At 74.3% G+C, this 16,574-nt stretch carries 18 protein-coding genes and 2 pseudogenes; 4 read left to right on the top strand and 16 right to left on the bottom strand.

All coding sequences use genetic code 11. The features are described 5' to 3' along the window. Positions 1 to 5: 5 nt before the first annotated feature. The 3 genes and pseudogenes from ACH4DX_RS06230 to ACH4DX_RS06220 form a co-directional block, all read right to left on the bottom strand. Positions 6 to 561 (bottom strand): annotated as a pseudogene (locus ACH4DX_RS06230) (formate dehydrogenase); the annotation flags it as partial. Positions 562 to 656: 95 nt separating this feature from the next. Continuing rightward, positions 657 to 905, bottom strand: a complete 249-nt coding sequence (locus ACH4DX_RS06225) for a hypothetical protein (RefSeq protein WP_398123260.1) — start codon at positions 903 to 905, stop codon at positions 657 to 659. A gap of 192 nt (positions 906 to 1,097) precedes the next feature. Then, complete coding sequence (locus ACH4DX_RS06220; protein ID WP_398154206.1) at positions 1,098 to 1,784, bottom strand: HAD family hydrolase; 687 nt, start codon at positions 1,782 to 1,784, stop codon at positions 1,098 to 1,100. Positions 1,785 to 1,821: 37 nt separating this feature from the next. On the opposite strand from ACH4DX_RS06220, the gene ACH4DX_RS06215 reads away from it, so the two are divergent. After that, positions 1,822 to 2,265: a spore germination protein GerW family protein gene (locus ACH4DX_RS06215; RefSeq protein WP_398154205.1), complete on the top strand. Its 444-nt coding sequence runs from the start codon at positions 1,822 to 1,824 to the stop codon at positions 2,263 to 2,265. Between the two features lie 88 nt (positions 2,266 to 2,353). On the opposite strand, the gene ACH4DX_RS06210 is transcribed toward ACH4DX_RS06215, so the two are convergent. After that, positions 2,354 to 2,833, bottom strand: coding sequence for an Lrp/AsnC family transcriptional regulator (locus ACH4DX_RS06210; RefSeq protein WP_398154737.1), 480 nt, complete (start codon positions 2,831 to 2,833; stop codon positions 2,354 to 2,356). A 245-nt stretch (positions 2,834 to 3,078) separates the two neighbouring features. Here ACH4DX_RS06210 and ACH4DX_RS06205 point away from each other — a divergent pair, with 245 nt between their 5' ends. The 3 genes from ACH4DX_RS06205 to ACH4DX_RS06195 all read left to right on the top strand — a co-directional run bounded on the left by ACH4DX_RS06205 (position 3,079) and on the right by ACH4DX_RS06195 (position 6,745). Beyond that, positions 3,079 to 3,774, top strand: a complete 696-nt coding sequence (locus ACH4DX_RS06205; protein ID WP_398123263.1) for a L,D-transpeptidase — start codon at positions 3,079 to 3,081, stop codon at positions 3,772 to 3,774. Positions 3,775 to 4,071: 297 nt separating this feature from the next. Continuing rightward, positions 4,072 to 5,580, top strand: a complete 1,509-nt coding sequence (locus ACH4DX_RS06200) for an FUSC family protein (protein ID WP_398154204.1) — start codon at positions 4,072 to 4,074, stop codon at positions 5,578 to 5,580. Positions 5,581 to 5,707: 127 nt separating this feature from the next. Then, positions 5,708 to 6,745 (top strand): lactonase family protein, encoded by a 1,038-nt coding sequence (locus tag ACH4DX_RS06195; protein ID WP_398154203.1) that lies wholly within the window; start codon positions 5,708 to 5,710, stop codon positions 6,743 to 6,745. Positions 6,746 to 6,865: 120 nt separating this feature from the next. Here ACH4DX_RS06195 and ACH4DX_RS06190 read toward each other — a convergent pair whose 3' ends face one another. The 12 genes and pseudogenes from ACH4DX_RS06190 to ACH4DX_RS06135 form a co-directional block, all read right to left on the bottom strand. Continuing rightward, positions 6,866 to 7,810: a sirohydrochlorin chelatase gene (locus ACH4DX_RS06190; protein ID WP_398154202.1), complete on the bottom strand. Its 945-nt coding sequence runs from the start codon at positions 7,808 to 7,810 to the stop codon at positions 6,866 to 6,868. Positions 7,811 to 8,240: 430 nt separating this feature from the next. Beyond that, positions 8,241 to 9,218 carry an N-acetylglucosamine kinase gene (locus tag ACH4DX_RS06185; protein WP_398154201.1) on the bottom strand — a complete coding sequence of 326 codons (978 nt, stop codon included), beginning with the start codon at positions 9,216 to 9,218 and terminating at the stop codon, positions 8,241 to 8,243. Further along, positions 9,215 to 9,892 carry a uracil-DNA glycosylase gene (locus tag ACH4DX_RS06180; RefSeq protein WP_398154200.1) on the bottom strand — a complete coding sequence of 226 codons (678 nt, stop codon included), beginning with the start codon at positions 9,890 to 9,892 and terminating at the stop codon, positions 9,215 to 9,217. The genes ACH4DX_RS06185 and ACH4DX_RS06180 overlap by 4 nt, the downstream gene beginning before the upstream one ends. Before the next feature lie 71 nt (positions 9,893 to 9,963). Further along, entirely contained in the window at positions 9,964 to 11,049 is a 1,086-nt protein-coding gene (locus ACH4DX_RS06175) for a WD40/YVTN/BNR-like repeat-containing protein (RefSeq protein WP_398123269.1), read from the bottom strand. A gap of 103 nt (positions 11,050 to 11,152) precedes the next feature. Beyond that, entirely contained in the window at positions 11,153 to 12,085 is a 933-nt protein-coding gene (gene mmuM / locus ACH4DX_RS06170) for a homocysteine S-methyltransferase (protein WP_398154199.1), read from the bottom strand. After that, a complete protein-coding gene (locus ACH4DX_RS06165) occupies positions 12,082 to 12,429 on the bottom strand; it encodes an ATP-binding cassette domain-containing protein (protein ID WP_398154736.1) in 348 nt (115 codons plus the stop codon). Before ACH4DX_RS06165 ends, mmuM begins: the two co-directional genes overlap by 4 nt. Before the next feature lie 136 nt (positions 12,430 to 12,565). Beyond that, a pseudogene (locus ACH4DX_RS06160) lies at positions 12,566 to 12,760 on the bottom strand (ATP-binding cassette domain-containing protein); the annotation flags it as partial. A gap of 120 nt (positions 12,761 to 12,880) precedes the next feature. After that, positions 12,881 to 13,897: a hemolysin family protein gene (locus ACH4DX_RS06155; RefSeq protein WP_398154198.1), complete on the bottom strand. Its 1,017-nt coding sequence runs from the start codon at positions 13,895 to 13,897 to the stop codon at positions 12,881 to 12,883. Continuing rightward, entirely contained in the window at positions 13,894 to 15,315 is a 1,422-nt protein-coding gene (locus ACH4DX_RS06150) for a hemolysin family protein (protein WP_398154197.1), read from the bottom strand. Before ACH4DX_RS06150 ends, ACH4DX_RS06155 begins: the two co-directional genes overlap by 4 nt. A 416-nt stretch (positions 15,316 to 15,731) precedes the next feature. Then, a complete protein-coding gene (locus ACH4DX_RS06145) occupies positions 15,732 to 15,881 on the bottom strand; it encodes a hypothetical protein (RefSeq protein ID WP_398154196.1) in 150 nt (49 codons plus the stop codon). Further along, positions 15,878 to 16,327 (bottom strand): phosphotransferase, encoded by a 450-nt coding sequence (locus tag ACH4DX_RS06140; RefSeq protein ID WP_398154195.1) that lies wholly within the window; start codon positions 16,325 to 16,327, stop codon positions 15,878 to 15,880. Before ACH4DX_RS06140 ends, ACH4DX_RS06145 begins: the two co-directional genes overlap by 4 nt. A 162-nt stretch (positions 16,328 to 16,489) precedes the next feature. Then, on the bottom strand, positions 16,490 to 16,574 hold an 85-nt coding region (locus tag ACH4DX_RS06135; protein WP_398154735.1), incomplete at its 5' end, for a TerD family protein.

Raw genomic sequence — 16,574 nt, 5'->3', positions numbered from 1 at the left:
ACCGAGTAGGTCTTGAGGAGACTGACGAAGTACGCCCGCGTCTCGCCCCGGAAACCCGTGTCGGTACGGGTCGCCGTGACGAACGAGCCGAGGTCCTCGTGGGCGTGCGGCATCGGCAGATAGCCGGGCAGCAGGTTGAAGAGCGTCGGGACGTCGCTGGAGCCCTGGATGGAGGCGTGTCCGCGCAGTGCCTGGATGTCGCCGCCGGGCCGTCCGGAGGAACGTCGCGCGCGGTACCCCGCACACCGACTCCACGAGTTCGGGGGTGTAGCTGGCGTAGTGCCGCTTGAGGATCTGGTAGACGCAGCGGGGATGCCGCAGCGTCGCGTCCCTGGCGGGCCGGGCGGTGGCCTTCGGGCCGCCGGGGCCGTGTGTCTCGGGCCTGCCCGCCGATGCAATGCGTGCCTGCGACGCGGGGCCCGTCAGCGTCGCCGCGTTGGTGTACGCGAGGACGTACTCCCGGAAGTCCTTCTCCTCGGTCAGGACGTGGTTGACGATGCCGCCGAGGAACGCGATGTCACTGCCCGCCCTGATCGGTAGCAGCTCCTCCGTGCGCGCGGACAGCGCGGCCCGCCCGCGGCCGAGCGGATCGGTCCCGGTGAGCCGGCGGTACACCGGCCGGCGGCGGGTCAGGGCGCGCGCGTCCACGTCCGCGCCTAGTCCGCGGGCTCGTCCGGCACGGGACGCTCGGGTCCCGGGCCGTGTGCGTGCGGGTCGCCGCGCCTTCCGGTGCCCGCCTCGTCCGTGTCGGGCACGTCGTTGTCGGCGTCCGGGGCGTTACCGGTCGTCTCGGAGTCGTCGTCCGGGTCCCAGGGGTCGTCCCCGCCGTTCGCCTGCTGGTCGGGCAGGTCCCGCGGTACGGGCGTGCCCTCCGTACCGACGGACGGGGGGTTCTGCTCGCTCACGATGGTGCCTCCGTTCCTCGCGTGGCCTTCGATGGCGTGCTGTGCGCTCTCGTGGAGGCGGTTGCCTCCGGCCGCGTGGCGCAGGTACCCACGCCGTCGGCGGTGACACCTCCGTCCTGATCACCGTGTACCGCCTCCGGTGATCCGGCCAGTCGGCGACCGCGGGGCGGGGCCGCCCGTGGCCGGGTCCGGCTACGCCCCCGCCGTCAGCCACTCCAGTGCCGCCTGCGCCGTGAACTCCTCCTGGCCGCCGCGGAACAGCAGGTCCGCCGAGGTGAAGGCCGGGTCGTCCGCCTGCGCGGCGACATAGGGAACCGCGATGCACCGCATGCCAGCGGCCCTCGCGGCGAGCGCGCCGGGCGCGGCGTCCTCCAGGACCACGCAGTCGGCGGGCTCGGCGCCGAGCAGCGCGGCGGCCGCGAGGAACACATCGGGTGCGGGCTTGCCGTGCGCGACCTCGTCCGCCGAGACGAGCGTGGTGAGGTGGGCGTCGAGGCCGGTGACCGCCAGGATCGCCTCGATGGCCGTGCGCGAGGACCCGGACGCCACCGCCATCGGCACCCCCGCCCCGCCCAGCGCCTGAACGAACTTCGCCATCTGCGGGAAGACGCGGGTGGACGCGCCCGCGAGTGCCAGATAGCGCCGGTTCTTCTCCGCCAGCAGATCGGCGAGCGGCGCTCGCAGGCCGTACCGCTCCTTCCACAGCGCGAGGGTCTCCTGCGTGGAGATGCCGACGTACGTCTCGTGGTCCGCCCAGGTGAAGTCGGAGATGCCGTGCTCCGCGAGGAGCTGCCGACCGGCTTCGAAATAGTTCGGCTCGCTGTCCACGAGCGTTCCGTCGAGATCGAAGATGACCGAGGTGTGGTTCAGGGTGCGCATGTGTCCAGCATGCCTGGCGGTGCCTATCGTGTGCGTCATGAGATCCCGTCGTGTGAAGGACCGTGGCCGCACAGGGCAGTTGGCGCAGCGCCCGGACGACCCGGGGGGCGAGGCTTATGCCGCGCGGGCGGCCGTCGCCCTGATGGAGCGCCTGGCCGCCGAACTGAAGGGCCCGTCGGCGGCGGTCGTCTACGGCGAGCCCGTCACCGACGGGGGCGTGACCGTCGTACCGGTCGCCGAGGTGGGCTTCGGCTTCGGCGGCGGCGCGGGACCCGCGGCGGGCGCGGCCGAGGACGGCGCGGGCATCGTGGGCGGCGGCGTCAGGGCCCGGCCCCGCGGCTTCATCGAGATCAGGAACGGGACCGCCGCCTACCGACCGCTGCGGAGCCGCCGGCTGGACGGCGCCCTGTCCCTCGCCGCCCTCGCCGCGGGCGCCGCGCTCCCAGGCCTCGTACGCCGCATCGCCCGCCGCCGCGGCTGAGCGGCACCGTCCCGGTGCCCGATGCCTCCCGCCCTCCCGGACCTCCCGCCCCCGAGCCTTCCGGGGCCCGCCCCGGGGGGCGGTCGGCTCACTTCTGCGCCGCCGCCCGCCCCACCGACTCGACCAGCGGCAGCAACCGGTGCGGCACCCGCTCGCGCAGCGCCATCTCCGTCCGCGTGCGCACCACGCCAGGCAGCTGGATCAGGCGCTGGATGACGTCCTCCAGGTGGCCGTTGTCCCGGGCGACCACCCGCGTCAGGAGGTCGCCGCCGCCGGTCATGGAGAACGCCTCGATGATCTCCGGTACGGCGGCGAGCGCGTCGCCCACCTCGTCGAGGTGCCCCTGGGTGACCTCGATGTGCACGAAGGCGAGCACGGGGTGGCCGAGCGCCGCCGGGGAGAGCTTCGGTCCTGTGCCCGTGACGACGCCCTCGCGTTCCAGGCGGTCGAGACGGGCCTGGAGCGTGCCGCGGGCGATGCCCAGGACGCGCGCGTACTCCCGCACGCTGGTGCGCGGCTGCTCGAGGAGGAGCCGCAGGATGCGGGTGTCGAGTTCGTCGACGGCCATGGTGCGGTTCTCCCGGGTGCGCGAGTCGATCACTGGTGACCGTACCAACGGCCCGGCACCCCCGCTCGACCGCTGTTACGTACCTGTTTCACTCCGCACTGCAACGGATCGGCCCTTTCCGCGGTCTAGCAGGCGAACACCGACACACGTCGGCGAACACCTACATACGACGCACGACGTATGACACGACATGCGTCACGGCATGCGTCACGAGATGCGTCACGAGATACGAGGAGTGGACCACAGTGGGGGACATACGCAGACGAGGAGTCGTCGCTCTGGGGATCACCGCGCTGGTGGCCCCGCTCACGGTGGCCCTGGGGAGCACCACCGCGCAGGCCGCGTCGTGCTCGGCGCAGGCGGGCCCGTACCAGAAGAAGGTCGAGAAGTTCCTCGGCCGCCCGGTGGACGGCCGGCAGTCGACCGCCGACTGCAAGGCCATCAAGGCCTTCCAGACGAAGCACTCCATCAGCCCGAACGCGGGCTACGCGGGAGCCGTGACCTGGGGCGTCATGGATCTCATGAACAAGCAGAAGGCCGCGGGCACCAACCCGAACAAGGCGGGCAAGTGCCCGGTGAACAAGGGCCGCATCGCCTGTGTCGACCTGACGCGTCAGCTCAGCTGGATCCAGGACGGCAAGACCCTGAAGTACGGCCCGGTGCCGGTGCGCACCGGCCGCAACGGACACGAGACCCGCACCGGCCTGAAGAAGGTCTACTGGCGGGACATCGACCACGTCTCCAGCCTGTACCACGTGGCGATGCCCTACAGCCAGTTCTTCGACGGCGGTCAGGCCTTCCACTCCGTCGGCATCAGCGTCTGGGCCCCGCCGGGCTCGCACGGCTGCGTGAACATGACGAAGAAGGACGCCGTCAAGTACTGGAACATGCTCCGCAAGGGCGACGACGTCTTCACCTACGGCCGTAAGCCCGGGACCTGAGCCCCGTTCCCGCCCGAACCCCGGAGCCGGTGCGACGACGTGGCCGTTGGCCCGACGACGCACCGGCTCCGGGGCTTCGCGCTGGGCCAATGGCCCTGTCGCCTGAGTCCCGGTTGAGCCACCGGGCCCCCAAATGATGTGATGGTTCTGTCGATGGCGCTGCGGAATCCCGCGGCGCCATATTCATGTCCGCATTCGTGTCCGCATGCGTCAGGTCCGGACTCCTCCTGTCCGGAGTCCTCCTGTCCGGAGTCGGACAGGCCATGACCGCCGGGACCGCAGAGGGGTGGCAGAGCTGTGCTGAAGTCGATGTTCGTGGCTCCGGATCCGGGGCGGCTGCGGTTGCGCAGCGCCACCCGAGCCGTCCTCGGCATCTCGCTGGCCGTCGGGGCCTGCGCCCTGATCGGCCACTCGCTGGTCGCGGCGATCATCTCCGGGCTCGCCGCGCTGCTCGCGCTGTTCACCGTCCTGGACACGACGGTCCGGGCGCAGGCGGTCACCACCGCGCTGCTGCCCGTCGTGGGCTTCCCCGTCCTCGCGCTCGCCGCGCTCCTGCACGACCACCCGGTCGCGCGCGACCTGGCGTTCCTCGCGGTGATGGGCGTCGGCGTGTACGCGCGCAGGTGGGGGCCACGGGGCCACTCCCTCGGCGTGTTCGCGTTCATGACCTTCTTCGCGGCGCAGTTCCTGCACACCGAGCTCGCGCAACTTCCCGACCTCTACGGAGCGATCGGCGTGGCGCTGCTCGCGTCGTCGACCGTCCGCTTCGGCCTGTGGTGCTACGAGCGGCGCCTGTCGGCCCCAGCGGTGCCGGTGCTCGCCGCGCGCCGGGGGCTCGCGCGGGCCACCACGCGGCAGGCCGTCCAGGCGACACTCGGCGGGGCCATCGCCCTCGTCGTCGGCCACCAGCTCTCCGGAGACCGCTGGTACTGGGCCGTGGGCGCCACCTGGTGGATCTTCGTGAACACCGTGTCGCGCGGCGAGACCCTCGTCCGCGGCTTCCGCCGGGTCCTCGGCACGCTGATCGGCATCGCGGTGGGCGCCGTCGTGGTCCTGCCGCTGCACGGCGCCCTCGTGCCGACCGCCGTCCTCGTCGCCGTCTGCGTCTTCGGGATCTTCTACACCGCCGCCGTCTCGTACACCTGGATGATGCTGTCGGTGACCGTGATGGCGGGCGGCCTCTACGGCCTGCTCGGCGTCCTGGACCCCGGGCTGCTCGCGCTGCGGCTCCTGGAGACCGGGGCCGGTGCGCTCGGCGCGGTGCTCGCCGTGCTCCTCGTGCTGCCCGTGACCACCCACGACACGACCACCGCCTGGATCGAGCGGGCGGTCCGCACCGTGCACGCCTGCACCCGGGAAGCCGCCGCCCGCCTCTCCGGCTCCGCCACGGCCGACCCCGCCCCGCACATCGCCGATCTCGAGCTGACGCTCGCCCGGGTGCGGCTCTCGCTCGCGCCGCTCGTGCACCCGCTCAGCCCGCTGCGCGCGCGGCGGGCCCGGGCGCACCAGGTCATCGCGCTGCTCGACGAGTGCGCGGCGCGGGCGCGGAGCCTGACCGCCATCGCCGCCGACCCCGAGGCCTCCTACGACGACCGCCTCGCCGCCGCCTGCGCCAGGGTCGAGGCCGCCGTCGAGGCGCTGATCGCCTCCGAGGAGGCGCTGGCCGGTCCCGCGCCGGCCGCCGTGAAGCACGCCGGCGTCACCGAACCCGCCCTCGCGCATCTGCACCGCCTGGAGCACGCGCTGCTCGAACTCGCGGCGCCCGTGCGCAGTTCGCCGCGCAGGCGGCGGCTCGTCGGCGCCTGACGCACCGGGCGTACCGGCTCGGGTACGGGGTGCCCCTTCCGCTCCCAGTGGTCCAGACCAGCTGCTAGCGTCACCTCCGTGGTGCCGCCGGGGCGCGGCGCCCGAGGCGAACCGAGAGGGGAACGCAGTGGTCGGGCAGGAGCGGCGGGCGTACATCGGGTCCTTCACGCAGGCGGGAGGGCCGGGCATCGTCACCGCGGCGTTCGACGCGGCGTCCGGCGCGCTGACCGCCCTGGGGTCGTCGGACGCCATCGCCGACCCCTCGTACCTGGCGCTGTCGGCGGACGGCGGCACCCTCTACGCGGTGAGCGAGAGCCCCGAGGGGACGGTCGCCGCGTTCCGCACGGCCGGGGACGCCGTGCAGCCGCTCGGCGCGCCGGTGTCCGTGCGGGCTTCGGGCCCCACCCACCTCGCCGTGCACGCCGGGCAGGTCCACACAGCGAACTACGGTTCCGGCAGCGTCACCAGCGTGCCCATCGGCAGCGACGGAGGCCTGGCCCCCGCCCCCGCGGGCGTGCTGCAACACACGGGTTCGGGGCCCGACGCGTCGCGCCAGGAAGGCCCGCACGCCCACCAGGTGCTGTCCGACCCCAGCGGCCGCTGGGTGCTCGGCGTCGACCTCGGCACCGACTCCGTACGGGTCTGCTCACCCGGTGCGGGCGGACTCACCGTGCGGCACGAGGTCGCGCTGCGGCCGGGTACGGGGCCGCGGCACCTCGCCTTCCACCCCGGCGGCCGTTTCGCGTACGTCCTGAACGAACTCGCGCCCACCCTCACGGTGTGCTCCTGGGACCCCGCCGACGGCACTCTCCGGCCGCTCGCCGAGACACCCGTGCTCTCCGGTGAGATCGAGGGCGACGCCTACCCCTCGGAGGTCGTCGTCGCGCCCGACGGCCGCTTCCTGTGGACGGCGACCCGGGGCGTCGACGTCGTCTCCGTGTTCGCCCTCGACGACGGGGGCGCCGCTGCCCGTCTGACGGCTTCCGTGGACTGCGGCGGAGCCTGGCCCCGTGACCTGGCCATAGACCCCTCAGGGCGCTTTCTGTACGCCGCCAACGAGCGGTCGGGGGACGTCACCTGGTTCGCCCTCGACGCGGACAGCGGACTGCCCCGGAGCGCGGGGGCGATCGGCGTTCCCGCGGCGAGCTGCGTGGTCTTCGCCTGAGCGGCCGCGCCCGCTTCCGTGTGGCGGGGGAGGGGCGGGGGCGACCGCCCCGGGACATGTGGAGGGCCGCCCCGCGATCGGGGCGGCCCTCCACATGTCCCGCGTTCCGGCTGCCGTGCGTCAGCGCGCCGGTACCCCGGACGGCTGCGGCGGCGTGATGCCGAGCGCCGTCGTGTACTTGGACAGGGCCAGCTTGCCGATCGCGGGGTAGGCGCCGAGCGGCTCGGCGACGGCGCAGCCCGCCTCCTTCGCGGCCGCCTCCAGCAGGCTCGCGTCGATCTCGGGGCCGATCAGGTAAGGGGCGAGGGCCAGCTGGGCCGATCCCGAGCCGCGCAGCTGCTCGGCGATCGCCGCGACGGAGCCGTCCTCGTCGAGCGCGGCGGCCATCACCGGTACGGCGAGCCGGGCGGCGAGCAGCATGCCGGTGATCCCCGCCGCCTGCACGGCCTCGTCGCCGCCGACCGTGGCGAGGACGATGCCGTCCGCCGCGGTCGCGACCGTGAAGAGACGCGCGCGGTCGGCGCGGGCCAGGCCCGCCTCGGACAGGCGCACGTGCAGCGCCTCGGCGAGCAGCGGGTGCGGGCCGAGGACGTCGGCCAGCTCGGCCGCGGCACGGCTGTCCATCACGGCCTGCCGGATGCGGCGCATCAGCGCGTTGTCGGGGCCCGCGAGCAGGGGCACCACCACGGCGACGGGACCCTCGGGGCGGCGGGCGTCCTCGACGCCGGCGGCCAGCGCCTGCTCGTAGCGTGCGGTGCGCTCGGCGGCGGTGCGCGCGAGCACGGCCTGGAGCGTGGGGAACTCGGCCGACGGGCCGGCGTCGGCGTCCGTCCCGTCGACGTAGCCGATCCTGGCGTCGAGGCCGGGCAGCTCGGAGCGCGCGATGGAGGCCGCTTCCTCGGCGAGGCCGCGCGTGCTGGTGCTGGGGACGCCCGGCACGGCGAGGACCAGCGCGGGCGCGCCCTCGGGAGCCGCGACGGGCTCCGGGCGGCGGTGCCGGCCCGGCTGTCGGGGTCGCGGCATTCGTACGGGCAGGCCCGATGCGGGCCCAGTGGGGGAGCTCATGGCGCCGCATGCTACTGGTTTGCGGGCCTCCGCCGTTCGGGGAGGGTGCAGGTCAGCGGTATAAGTCCGCTTTGTCGGATGGGTGGGGAGAGGGGGAGGAGACGCATGATGTTCCATGCGTCCCCTGGGGTTGTACGGGACGCGTGGAGCGAGCGGAAACGGCACTTCCGTGCGGGGTGCTTGCGCGGTGCCTGCGTGGCGTCCGCGCGTACTTGGGCGTACGTCGGCGTACTTCGGCGTACGTGGGCGTACTTCGGTGTACGTGGGTGTCCTAGGGCGGTGCTTGGCCGACGCCTCGGGTGCCGCGTGGATCGTGCGCGGGTACGCACGGACGGCACGTCGGCGGCGCGTCTCTCGCCCTTCCGTCACGCACGGCGGCACGACGGCCCGTCACTCCGTCACGCACAGCGGCACAGCGCACAGCGACCCGTCACTCCGTCACGTACAGCAGATGTGGGTCACGGGGGAGTTCGAGGGTGTCCGTCGCGAGGGCGGTGGCGATGTGGACGGCGCCGTCGAGCGGGTCGCCCGCGGCCGGAACGCGGTGCGCGTGGGGAAGACGCTCCGTCAGGCGCGCCTCCAGGGGCGCCATGAGCGGGTCGCCGAGCTGAAGGAGACCGCCGGTCAGGGAGACGTCGCAGGAACCGGCGGGCGGGCAGGCCGCGACCGCCGCGTCCGCGATGTGCCCGGCGGCCTCCCGCAGGACGCGGACGGCCACGGGGTCGCCGTCCGCCGCGCACCGACCCACCTCGGGCGCGAACGCGGCGAGCACGGCGGTCCTGTCCGCCCGCGGATACAGCTGACCGGGCAGGCCCGACAGCGGTCCGCCGAACACCTCCTCGGCGCGGGCGCGCAACGCGGCCGAACCGCCGGGACGCCCGTCGAAGTCCCGCATCGCCGCCTCCAGACCGGCCCGCCCGATCCAGGCGCCGCTGCCGCAGTCGCCGAGCAGATGGCCCCAGCCGTCGACCCGCCGCCACCTGGTCAGATCGGTGCCGAGGGCGATCAGACCGGTGCCCGCGGCGACGACGACGCCGGGCCGCCCGCCGAGCGCGCCCGCGTAACCCGTCACGGCATCGGCGGAGAGCGCCGTCCGCCGCACCCCGAACAGCTCGGCGAGCGCACCGGGCAGCCGGGCGCGCAGGTCGTCGCCGAGCGTCGCCGCCCCGGCGGCACCGACGGCCACCGCGGCGATCCGCCCTCCGCCCGCAGCCGCCAGCAACTGCCGCACCATGGGCGTCAGTTGCTCCAGCATATGGGCGGCGTCGATGCCGCGGGGGCCGGTCCGCACCGGCTCCCGCGACCGCACGGGACCGCCCGCCGGCGGGACGTCGGTCAGGCCGCCGAGCACGGCACGCAGCCCCGAGCCGCCGGAGTCCACGCCGAGGACGACCGTCCGCTCCGTCACGGCAGCCGCCAGTCCACCGGCTGCGCGCCCTGCCGCGCCAGGAGGTCGTTGACGCGGCTGAACGGCCGCGACCCGAAGAAGCCGCGGTCCGCCGACATCGGCGAGGGGTGCGAGGACTCCACCGACGGCAGCTCGCCGAGCAGCGGCCGCAGATTGCGGGCGTCACGGCCCCACAGGATGGACACCATCGGTTTGCCGCGCGCGGCGAGCGCCCGGATCGCCTGCTCGGTGACCTGCTCCCAGCCCTTGCCGCGGTGCGCCGCGGGCTTGCGCGGGGCCGTCGTGAGCGCCCTGTTGAGCAGCAGCACGCCCTGCCGGGTCCATGGCGTCAGGTCGCCGTTGGAGGGTTGCGGCAGACCGAGGTCGTCGCTCAGCTCGCGATAGATGTTGATCAGGCTGCCGGGCAGCGGTCTGACCTCGGGCGCCACCGAGAAGGACAGACCGACCGCGTGCCCGGGGGTGGGGTAGGGATCCTGGCCGACGATCAGTACGCGCACCTCGTCGAACGGCTGCTGGAAAGCGCGCAGCACATTCGCTCCGGACGGCAGATAGGTGCGCCCCGCGGCGATCTCCGCGCGCAGGAAGTCACCCATGGAGGCGATCTGTTCGGCCACCGGCTCCAGGGCCTTGGCCCAGCCGGCTTCGACGATTTCATGCAAGGGTCGTGGTGCCACGGAGCGTCACTCTACTGCCGTACACATCGCGCCGATCACCCCGTGCCGAAGCTCGCCACCGCCCGCACCGCTCACTCCAGGACCGCGGCGCGCACGCACAGGACGTCCGGCAGGTGCGAGGTCAGCTGCTGCCAGGTGTCGCCGTCGTCCGCCGACGCGTACACCTCGCCGTTGCGGTTGCCGAAGTAGAGGCCCGCCGGGTCCGCGCCGTCCGTGCACAGGGCGTCCCGGAGCACCACGCCGAAGTGGTCGCCCCGCGGCAGGCCTTCGCTCAGCGGCTCCCAGCTCTTTCCGGCGTCGGCCGTGCGGTAGACACGACACCGCCGGTCGGCGGGGACACGGTCCGCGTCGGCGTTCACGGGGAACACATACGCCGTGTCGCCCCGGTGCGGGTGGGCGACCACCGCGAAGCCGAAGTCCGACGGGAGGCCCTCGCCGATGTCCGTCCAGTGGGCGCCGGCGTCGTCGCTGCGATACACACCCCAGTGGTTCTGCAAATACAGGCGGTCCGGGTCCGCGGCATCTCGGGCCACCTTGTGCACGCACTGGCCGAACTCCGGGTCCGGATCCGGCAGGAACACCGCGGAGACCCCGGAGTTGGACGGCCGCCAGCTCGCCCCGCCGTCCTCGGTGCGGAACACGCCCGCCGCGGACACGGCGACCGTCACGGAGCCCGGGTCGCGGGTGTCCGTGAGGACGGTGTGCAGCCCCTCGCCGCCGCCCCCCGGCTCCCACTGCGAGCGCGACGGGTGCTCCCACAGCGGCCGGACGAGCGTGAAGCTCTCGCCGCGGTCCTCGGAGCGGAACAGCGCGGCGGGCTCCGTGCCGGCGTACACCACGTCGGGCTCCGCGGCGGCCGGGTGCAGCTGCCACACCCGCTCCAGGGAGGCGCCGGTGTCCTTCGGGAACTTCACCGCGGGCTTCTGCGGCTCCGTCCAGGAGCGCCCCAGGTCGTCGGAGTGGAACACCGACGGGCCCCAGTGCGCGCTGTCGCCGCCGACGAGGAGGCGCGGCGCCGGGCCGCGGGTGTCGATCGCGACCGAGTAGACCGCCTGCGCGTTGAAGTACGGCCCGTCGTCGAACCGCCACGTGCCGTGCGTGCGGCGGGCGACGAACAGGCCCTTTCGCGTGCCTACGGTGAGCAGGACGTCAACCATGGCTGGCACCTTCCGGACGACGTTGTCTCGAGTACGGCTCAGTGTGCACCGAGCCACTGACAACGACGCCCCGACACCGCGTCTGCCCAGCTCAGGGTGCGGGTCAGCCGTGGATTTCGCGCGCCACCGCGGCGATCGCCGCCGGGCCCACGCGGCAGCAGCCGCCGACGATCCGCGCGCCGGCCTCGCGCCAGCCGTCCGCCCGCCGCGGGGCGAAGCGGTCGGGGCCCCGCCAGGAGCGGGTGGTGGCGTCCCAGGTCTCACCGGAGTTGGGGTAGACCACGACGGGCCTGCCCGTGATGTGGGCGGCGAGGGGCACGGCGGTGTCCGCGTCGCGCGGGTCGCAGCAGTTGACGCCCACCGCGACGACCTCGTCGGACTCGGCTGCGAGCGCGAACGCCTCGGTGAGCGGCTGCCCAGCCCGGGTGCGGGTGCCCGCCACGGTGTACGACAGCCAGACGGGCACGCCGAGGCCGCGCACCGCGCGCAGCAGGGCACGGGCCTCGTCGATGTCGGGCACGGTTTCCAGGGCGAGCACGTCGGGCGCCGCGTCGGACAGGACCTCGAGGCGGGGGCGGTGGAAGCGCTCCAGCTCGGCCACGGACAGGCCGTAGCGGCCGCGGTACTCGGAGCCGTCGGCGAGCATCGCGCCGTACGGACCTGCCGACGCCGCGACCCACAGGGGACGGTCCGTGCGCGTCGCCGCCGCGGCCTCGCGCGCCAACGTGACGCCGAGCCGCAGCAGTTCGGCCGTGCTGACCACGTCGACGCCGTTCCGCGCGAAGCCCTCGAACGTGGCCTGGTAGCTCGCCGTGGTCACGATGTCGGCGCCCGCCTCGTAGTACACCCGGTGCGCCGCCCGTACCGCGTCGGGCCGTTCGGCGAGCAGCCGTGCCGACCAGAGGGCGTCGGACAGGTCGTGGCCCGCGGCCTCCAGTTGGTTGGACAGGCCGCCGTCCAGGACCAGGGTCCCGCGGGTGAGGGCGGCGGCGAGGTCGTCGCCGTCACCCCCGAGCGGGGTCGCCACGTCGTTCATACGACCGACGGTAGCCGAGACGCGGTGAGCGGGAAGTGACATGCGACCCGGTGGTCCTCGGCGCCCGGCGGCGAGGGCCCCTTCGGGCTACCGCTTCCGCACCCGCTGTCCGCTCGCGCGGGAGGTGTGCGCGACGACGGAGCCATCGGTGAGCAGGCCACGGGTGCAGGGGTGCAGCGGGCTCGCGTACACCTGCCCGGCGGGACCCGACTCCACTGCACCGACACGTCGAGCGCCGACACCGGCTCGTCCGCGACCACCAGGTCCGGCGAGAGCGTCCACGCCCGCGTGAGGCCGAGGCGCTGGCGCCGGCCGCCGGAGAACTCGTGCGGGTAGCGGCGCACGGCGCCGCGCGGCAGGCCCACGGCGTCCAGGAGTTCGGCGGTGCGCCGCTCCCGGTTCGGCGCGGCTGCCCACGCGCTGGATGACCAGCGGCTCGCGCAGGATCTCACCGACCCGCATGCGCGGGTCCATCGCGGCTGTCGAGTCCTGGAACACCATCTGGACGCGGCGCCGGTGGGCGCGGCGCTCCGCGCGGGTGAGACCGGCCAGGTCGCGCCCGTCGAAGCGGGCCGTGCCCGCCGTCGGCACCTCCTGGCCCGCCACGATCCGGCCGAGCGTCGTCTTGCCGCAGCCGGACTCGCCGACCAAGCCGTACGTCTCACCCCTGCGCACGGTGAGCGGGACCCCGCCGACGGCGCTCACCGTGCCGCGCGTACGAAGACGGCACGGACCCCGGGCTGACGGCGGTCCACCTGCCGCCGCTCGGCCCGTACCGCGTCGAGGAGGAGTGCGTCAGGCCGTGGGCTTGAGGTAGCGGGCGAGCAGGTCGTCCAGGGCGACCATGCCCGTGAGGCGGCCCGAGTCGTCGCAGACCAGGGCGAGCGAGGCACGGTGGTGGCGCAGTCGCTCCACCGCGTGGGCGAGCGGGGTGTCCGCCGGGAGTTCGGGCAGCGGGCGGGCCAGGTCGCGGGCGCTGGTGCCCCGGCCACGGGCCCGCGCCACCAGGGCGTCCCGGGCGTGCACCGACCCGAGCACGGTGCTTCCGTCCCGGACGAGCAGCCGGGTGCGGTCGTGCTCGGCCGCCGTGCGCAGGACGTCCTCGGGGCGGGCGTCGGCCTCGACGGCGACGACGTCCGCGGCCGGGGTCTGGAGATCGCCCACCGGGGTGAGCGGTTCCGTGAGGGAGCGGGTGATCAGCTCGGAGTCGTCCTGGCTGATCAGGCCGAGCCGCCGGGACTCGGCGACGAGATGCGTGAGCTGCTCGCGGTTGTGCACCGAGGTCAGCTCGGCGCGCGGCTCGACCCGGCACAGGCGCACCAGGCTGTTGCTCACCCGGTCGAGCAGCCGGATGAGCGGCCGCACGGCGGTCACCGTCGCACGGAACGCCGGGGTCAGGAGCATCGCGGACCGCTCGGGACGGGCGATGGCCCACGACTTGGGGGCCATCTCGCCGAGCACCATGTGCAGGAACACCACGACGATCATCGCGACGGCGAAGGAGACGCCGTAACTCAGGCCGCTCGGCAGGCCCAGGCGGTGCAGCAGCGGGTCGAGTTCGTGGGAGATGGCGGGCTTGGACAGGGAGCCGAGGCCGAGGGTGCACACGGTGATGCCGAGTTGGGCGCCCGCCAGCATCAGGGAGAGCTCGCGCATGCCCGCGAGCACCGCCTTGGCGCCGCGCCGGCCCTCGGCCACCGCCTTCTCCACGCGGTGGCGGCGGGCGGCGACGAGCGCGAACTCGGCGGCGACGAAGAAGCCGCTGCCGATCAGGAGCAGGACGGTGACGAACACCGCCAGGGGGAAGCTCATGAGCGGGCCTCCCCGCCGTCGCCCCGCGCGTCCGGCCCGTCGGCCCGTGCGTGCGGCCCGTCGGCCCGTGCGTGCGGCCCGTCGGTCCGCGCGTCCGGGTGCCGTCCCGCGTCGGGCAGCCGCTCCAGGCGTACGCGTGCGGGGACGTGCCGGTCCAGGGCGCGTACGTCGACGACCGCGTCGGAGCCGTCGGCCAGGCGCAGTGTGAGGCGGTCGCCGACGGCGGGGAAACGGCCGAGCCGGTCCACGATCAGCCCCGCCACGGTGTCGTAGTCGTCGTCCTCGGGCAGCTGGACACCGGTGGCTCCGGCCACCTCGTCGAGGCGCCGGCCCGCGTCCACCAGCCAGCCGCCGCCGTCGGGCACGGCGACCCGCACCACTTCGTCGCTCTCGTCGGCGATGTCGCCGACGAGTTCCTCGGCGATGTCCTCGTACGTGACGATGCCCGCGACGCCGCCGTGCTCGTCGAGGACGACGGCGAACTCGTCGTCGCGCGCCCGCATCTGCCGTACGGCCTGTGGCAGTTCGAGGGTGTCGGGGAGCAGCAGGGGCCGCCGGGCCAGGGCGGCGGCGGTGGCGCCCGGGAGGTGGTGCCCCGCGGTCCGCATCAGCTCGCGCACGCCGAGGACGCCGGTGACGTCGTCGGGGTGGTCGCCGAGGACCGGGTAGTTGGAGTGGCCGTGCCGGGCGATGAGCTCGACGGCCTCGCCGGCGCTCGCGTCCTTGCGTACGAAGACGGCGTCGACGCGCGGCACCATCACCTCGTCCAGGGTGCGGTCGGAGAACGCCAGGGCGTGGTCGAGGAGGTCGGCGGTGTCCTTCGGCAGCTCACCGCGTTCGTGGGACTCGCCGATGAGGTGGCCGAGCTCCTCCAGGGACGCGCCGTGGTGCAGCTCCTCCACGGGCTCGATGCCCACTCGGCGAAGGAGGCGGTTCGCGGCCCCGTCGAAGACCCGCACCACCGGTCCCACCACCTTCAGATAGGTGAGCGTGGAGGCGGCGAGGGACTTGGCGAGCCGTTCGGGCACGGCGATGGCGAGGTTCTTCGGCGCCAGCTCGCCGAGGACCATCTGGAGCACGGTGGCGAACACGAAGGCCAATGCCACGGAGACGCCGATGACGGCGCCCCCGGGCAGACCCATGCCGGTCAGGACCGGTTCGAGCAGCGCGGACACGGACGGCTCGGCGAGGAAGCCGACGACGAGACCGGTGACCGTGATGCCGAGCTGGGCCCCCGACAGCATGAAGGAGAGCCGTTCGAGGACCTCAAGGGCACGGGCGGCGCGCCGGTCGCCCGCCTGCGCCGCACGGGCGAGCGCGAGCCGGTCCGCGGAGACGTAGGCGAATTCCTGGGCGACGAAGTAGCCGGTGCCCGCGGTCAGGACGAGAACGGCGAGCAGGCCGAGCACGGCACTCATCGAACACCACCCCGCCGGGTGCCGGGGCCGCCTGCCTCAGCCGGGCGCGTGGCTCCGGCAGTGCGAGGGCGGGGTGGTCGGGGACAGTGCCCCGGGGGGTCCGGGTCCGTCGGGGTGGCGGACAAAGGGTGGCTCCTCTTGCATCGTCTGTGCCGATGCAACGATTCTGATCCGCCCCGAGTTCCCCCGCCACCGCTTCCGGTTCTCCCTGCCCCCGCCCCCGCCCCCGCTTCTCCCGCCTCTGCCCCTGCCCCCGCTTGCGGTTGCCGCCGGCCCGCCGCCGCTTCCGGTTCTCCCGCTCCCGCCCCCCGGCCGCCGCTTTCCGTTCCGCCTCGCCACTGCCCCCGCTTCCCGTTCCGCCCCGTTGCCGCCGATCTCCCACCCCCGCCACCGCCGCTGGCCCGGGCCCGCGCCACTCACCCCCCGCCCGCAGCGTCCCCCAGTTCCTCGTACAGGTCCGCGAGCGCGGTGTGGTCGTCGGCGGTGCCGGTGTGCGGTCCCGCGAACCAGTCCGCGTACTCGGCGATCTCGGAGAGCCGCCAGTCGAGCGCGAAGAGTTCGATCATCGCGGGGCCCAGGCGCGCGGCCCGGCGGGCGGTTCGGCGCGGTGCAGCGCGGCAAGGGCACCCACGACTTCGCATACGTGAGCGCGCTCGCCCGCCTGCGCCCCGGTCGGTGTCCGGCCCTCCAGCCAGGGCGTCACGGAGAGCGCCCCGGCCCCGGCGCCGCCCGCGGTCTCCTCGCTTCCCACGGCCCCCGCGTCCCCCAGGTGCACGGTGAAGCGCCCGGACCGGGCGGGCAGCGGCGCGCACACCGCGTCCACTCCGGCGGCTGCCAAGTCGGCGGCTCCCGCGTACGCGGCTTCGAGCGAGTCCCCGGTGTGCCGGCGCCCCGGCCGGTCAAGGGTCACGAACAGGGTCGTGCCGCCGTCGGAGACCCGCCAGTGGTACGCACCGAAGCCCCAGGGCAGATGGACGGCCCCGGTGGCCCCGGGCAGCCAGTGCGCGGCCACGCCCGCGCGACCGCCGCGTCGTCGACGAAGGTGGGGCGGGAGAACACGGGACGCCCTTCCGGGGGAGGAGTGGCGCGGGGTGGCGCGGACGGGCGAGGACCGGCCCAGCCGATGGTGGCTGAGCCGGTCCTGGTGCCCCGGTGGGGCGGTGTGCGGCGGGTGTCAGACGTTGACGCCGAAGTCGGAGGCGATGCCGCGCAGGCCGCTGGCGTAGCCCTGGCCGACGGCGCGGAACTTCCATTCGGTG

This window comes from Streptomyces sp. NPDC017940, from assembly GCF_044328435.1.
In the GTDB taxonomy this organism is placed as follows: domain Bacteria; phylum Actinomycetota; class Actinomycetes; order Streptomycetales; family Streptomycetaceae; genus Streptomyces.
This window is presented reverse-complemented; position numbering and strand designations above follow the sequence as displayed.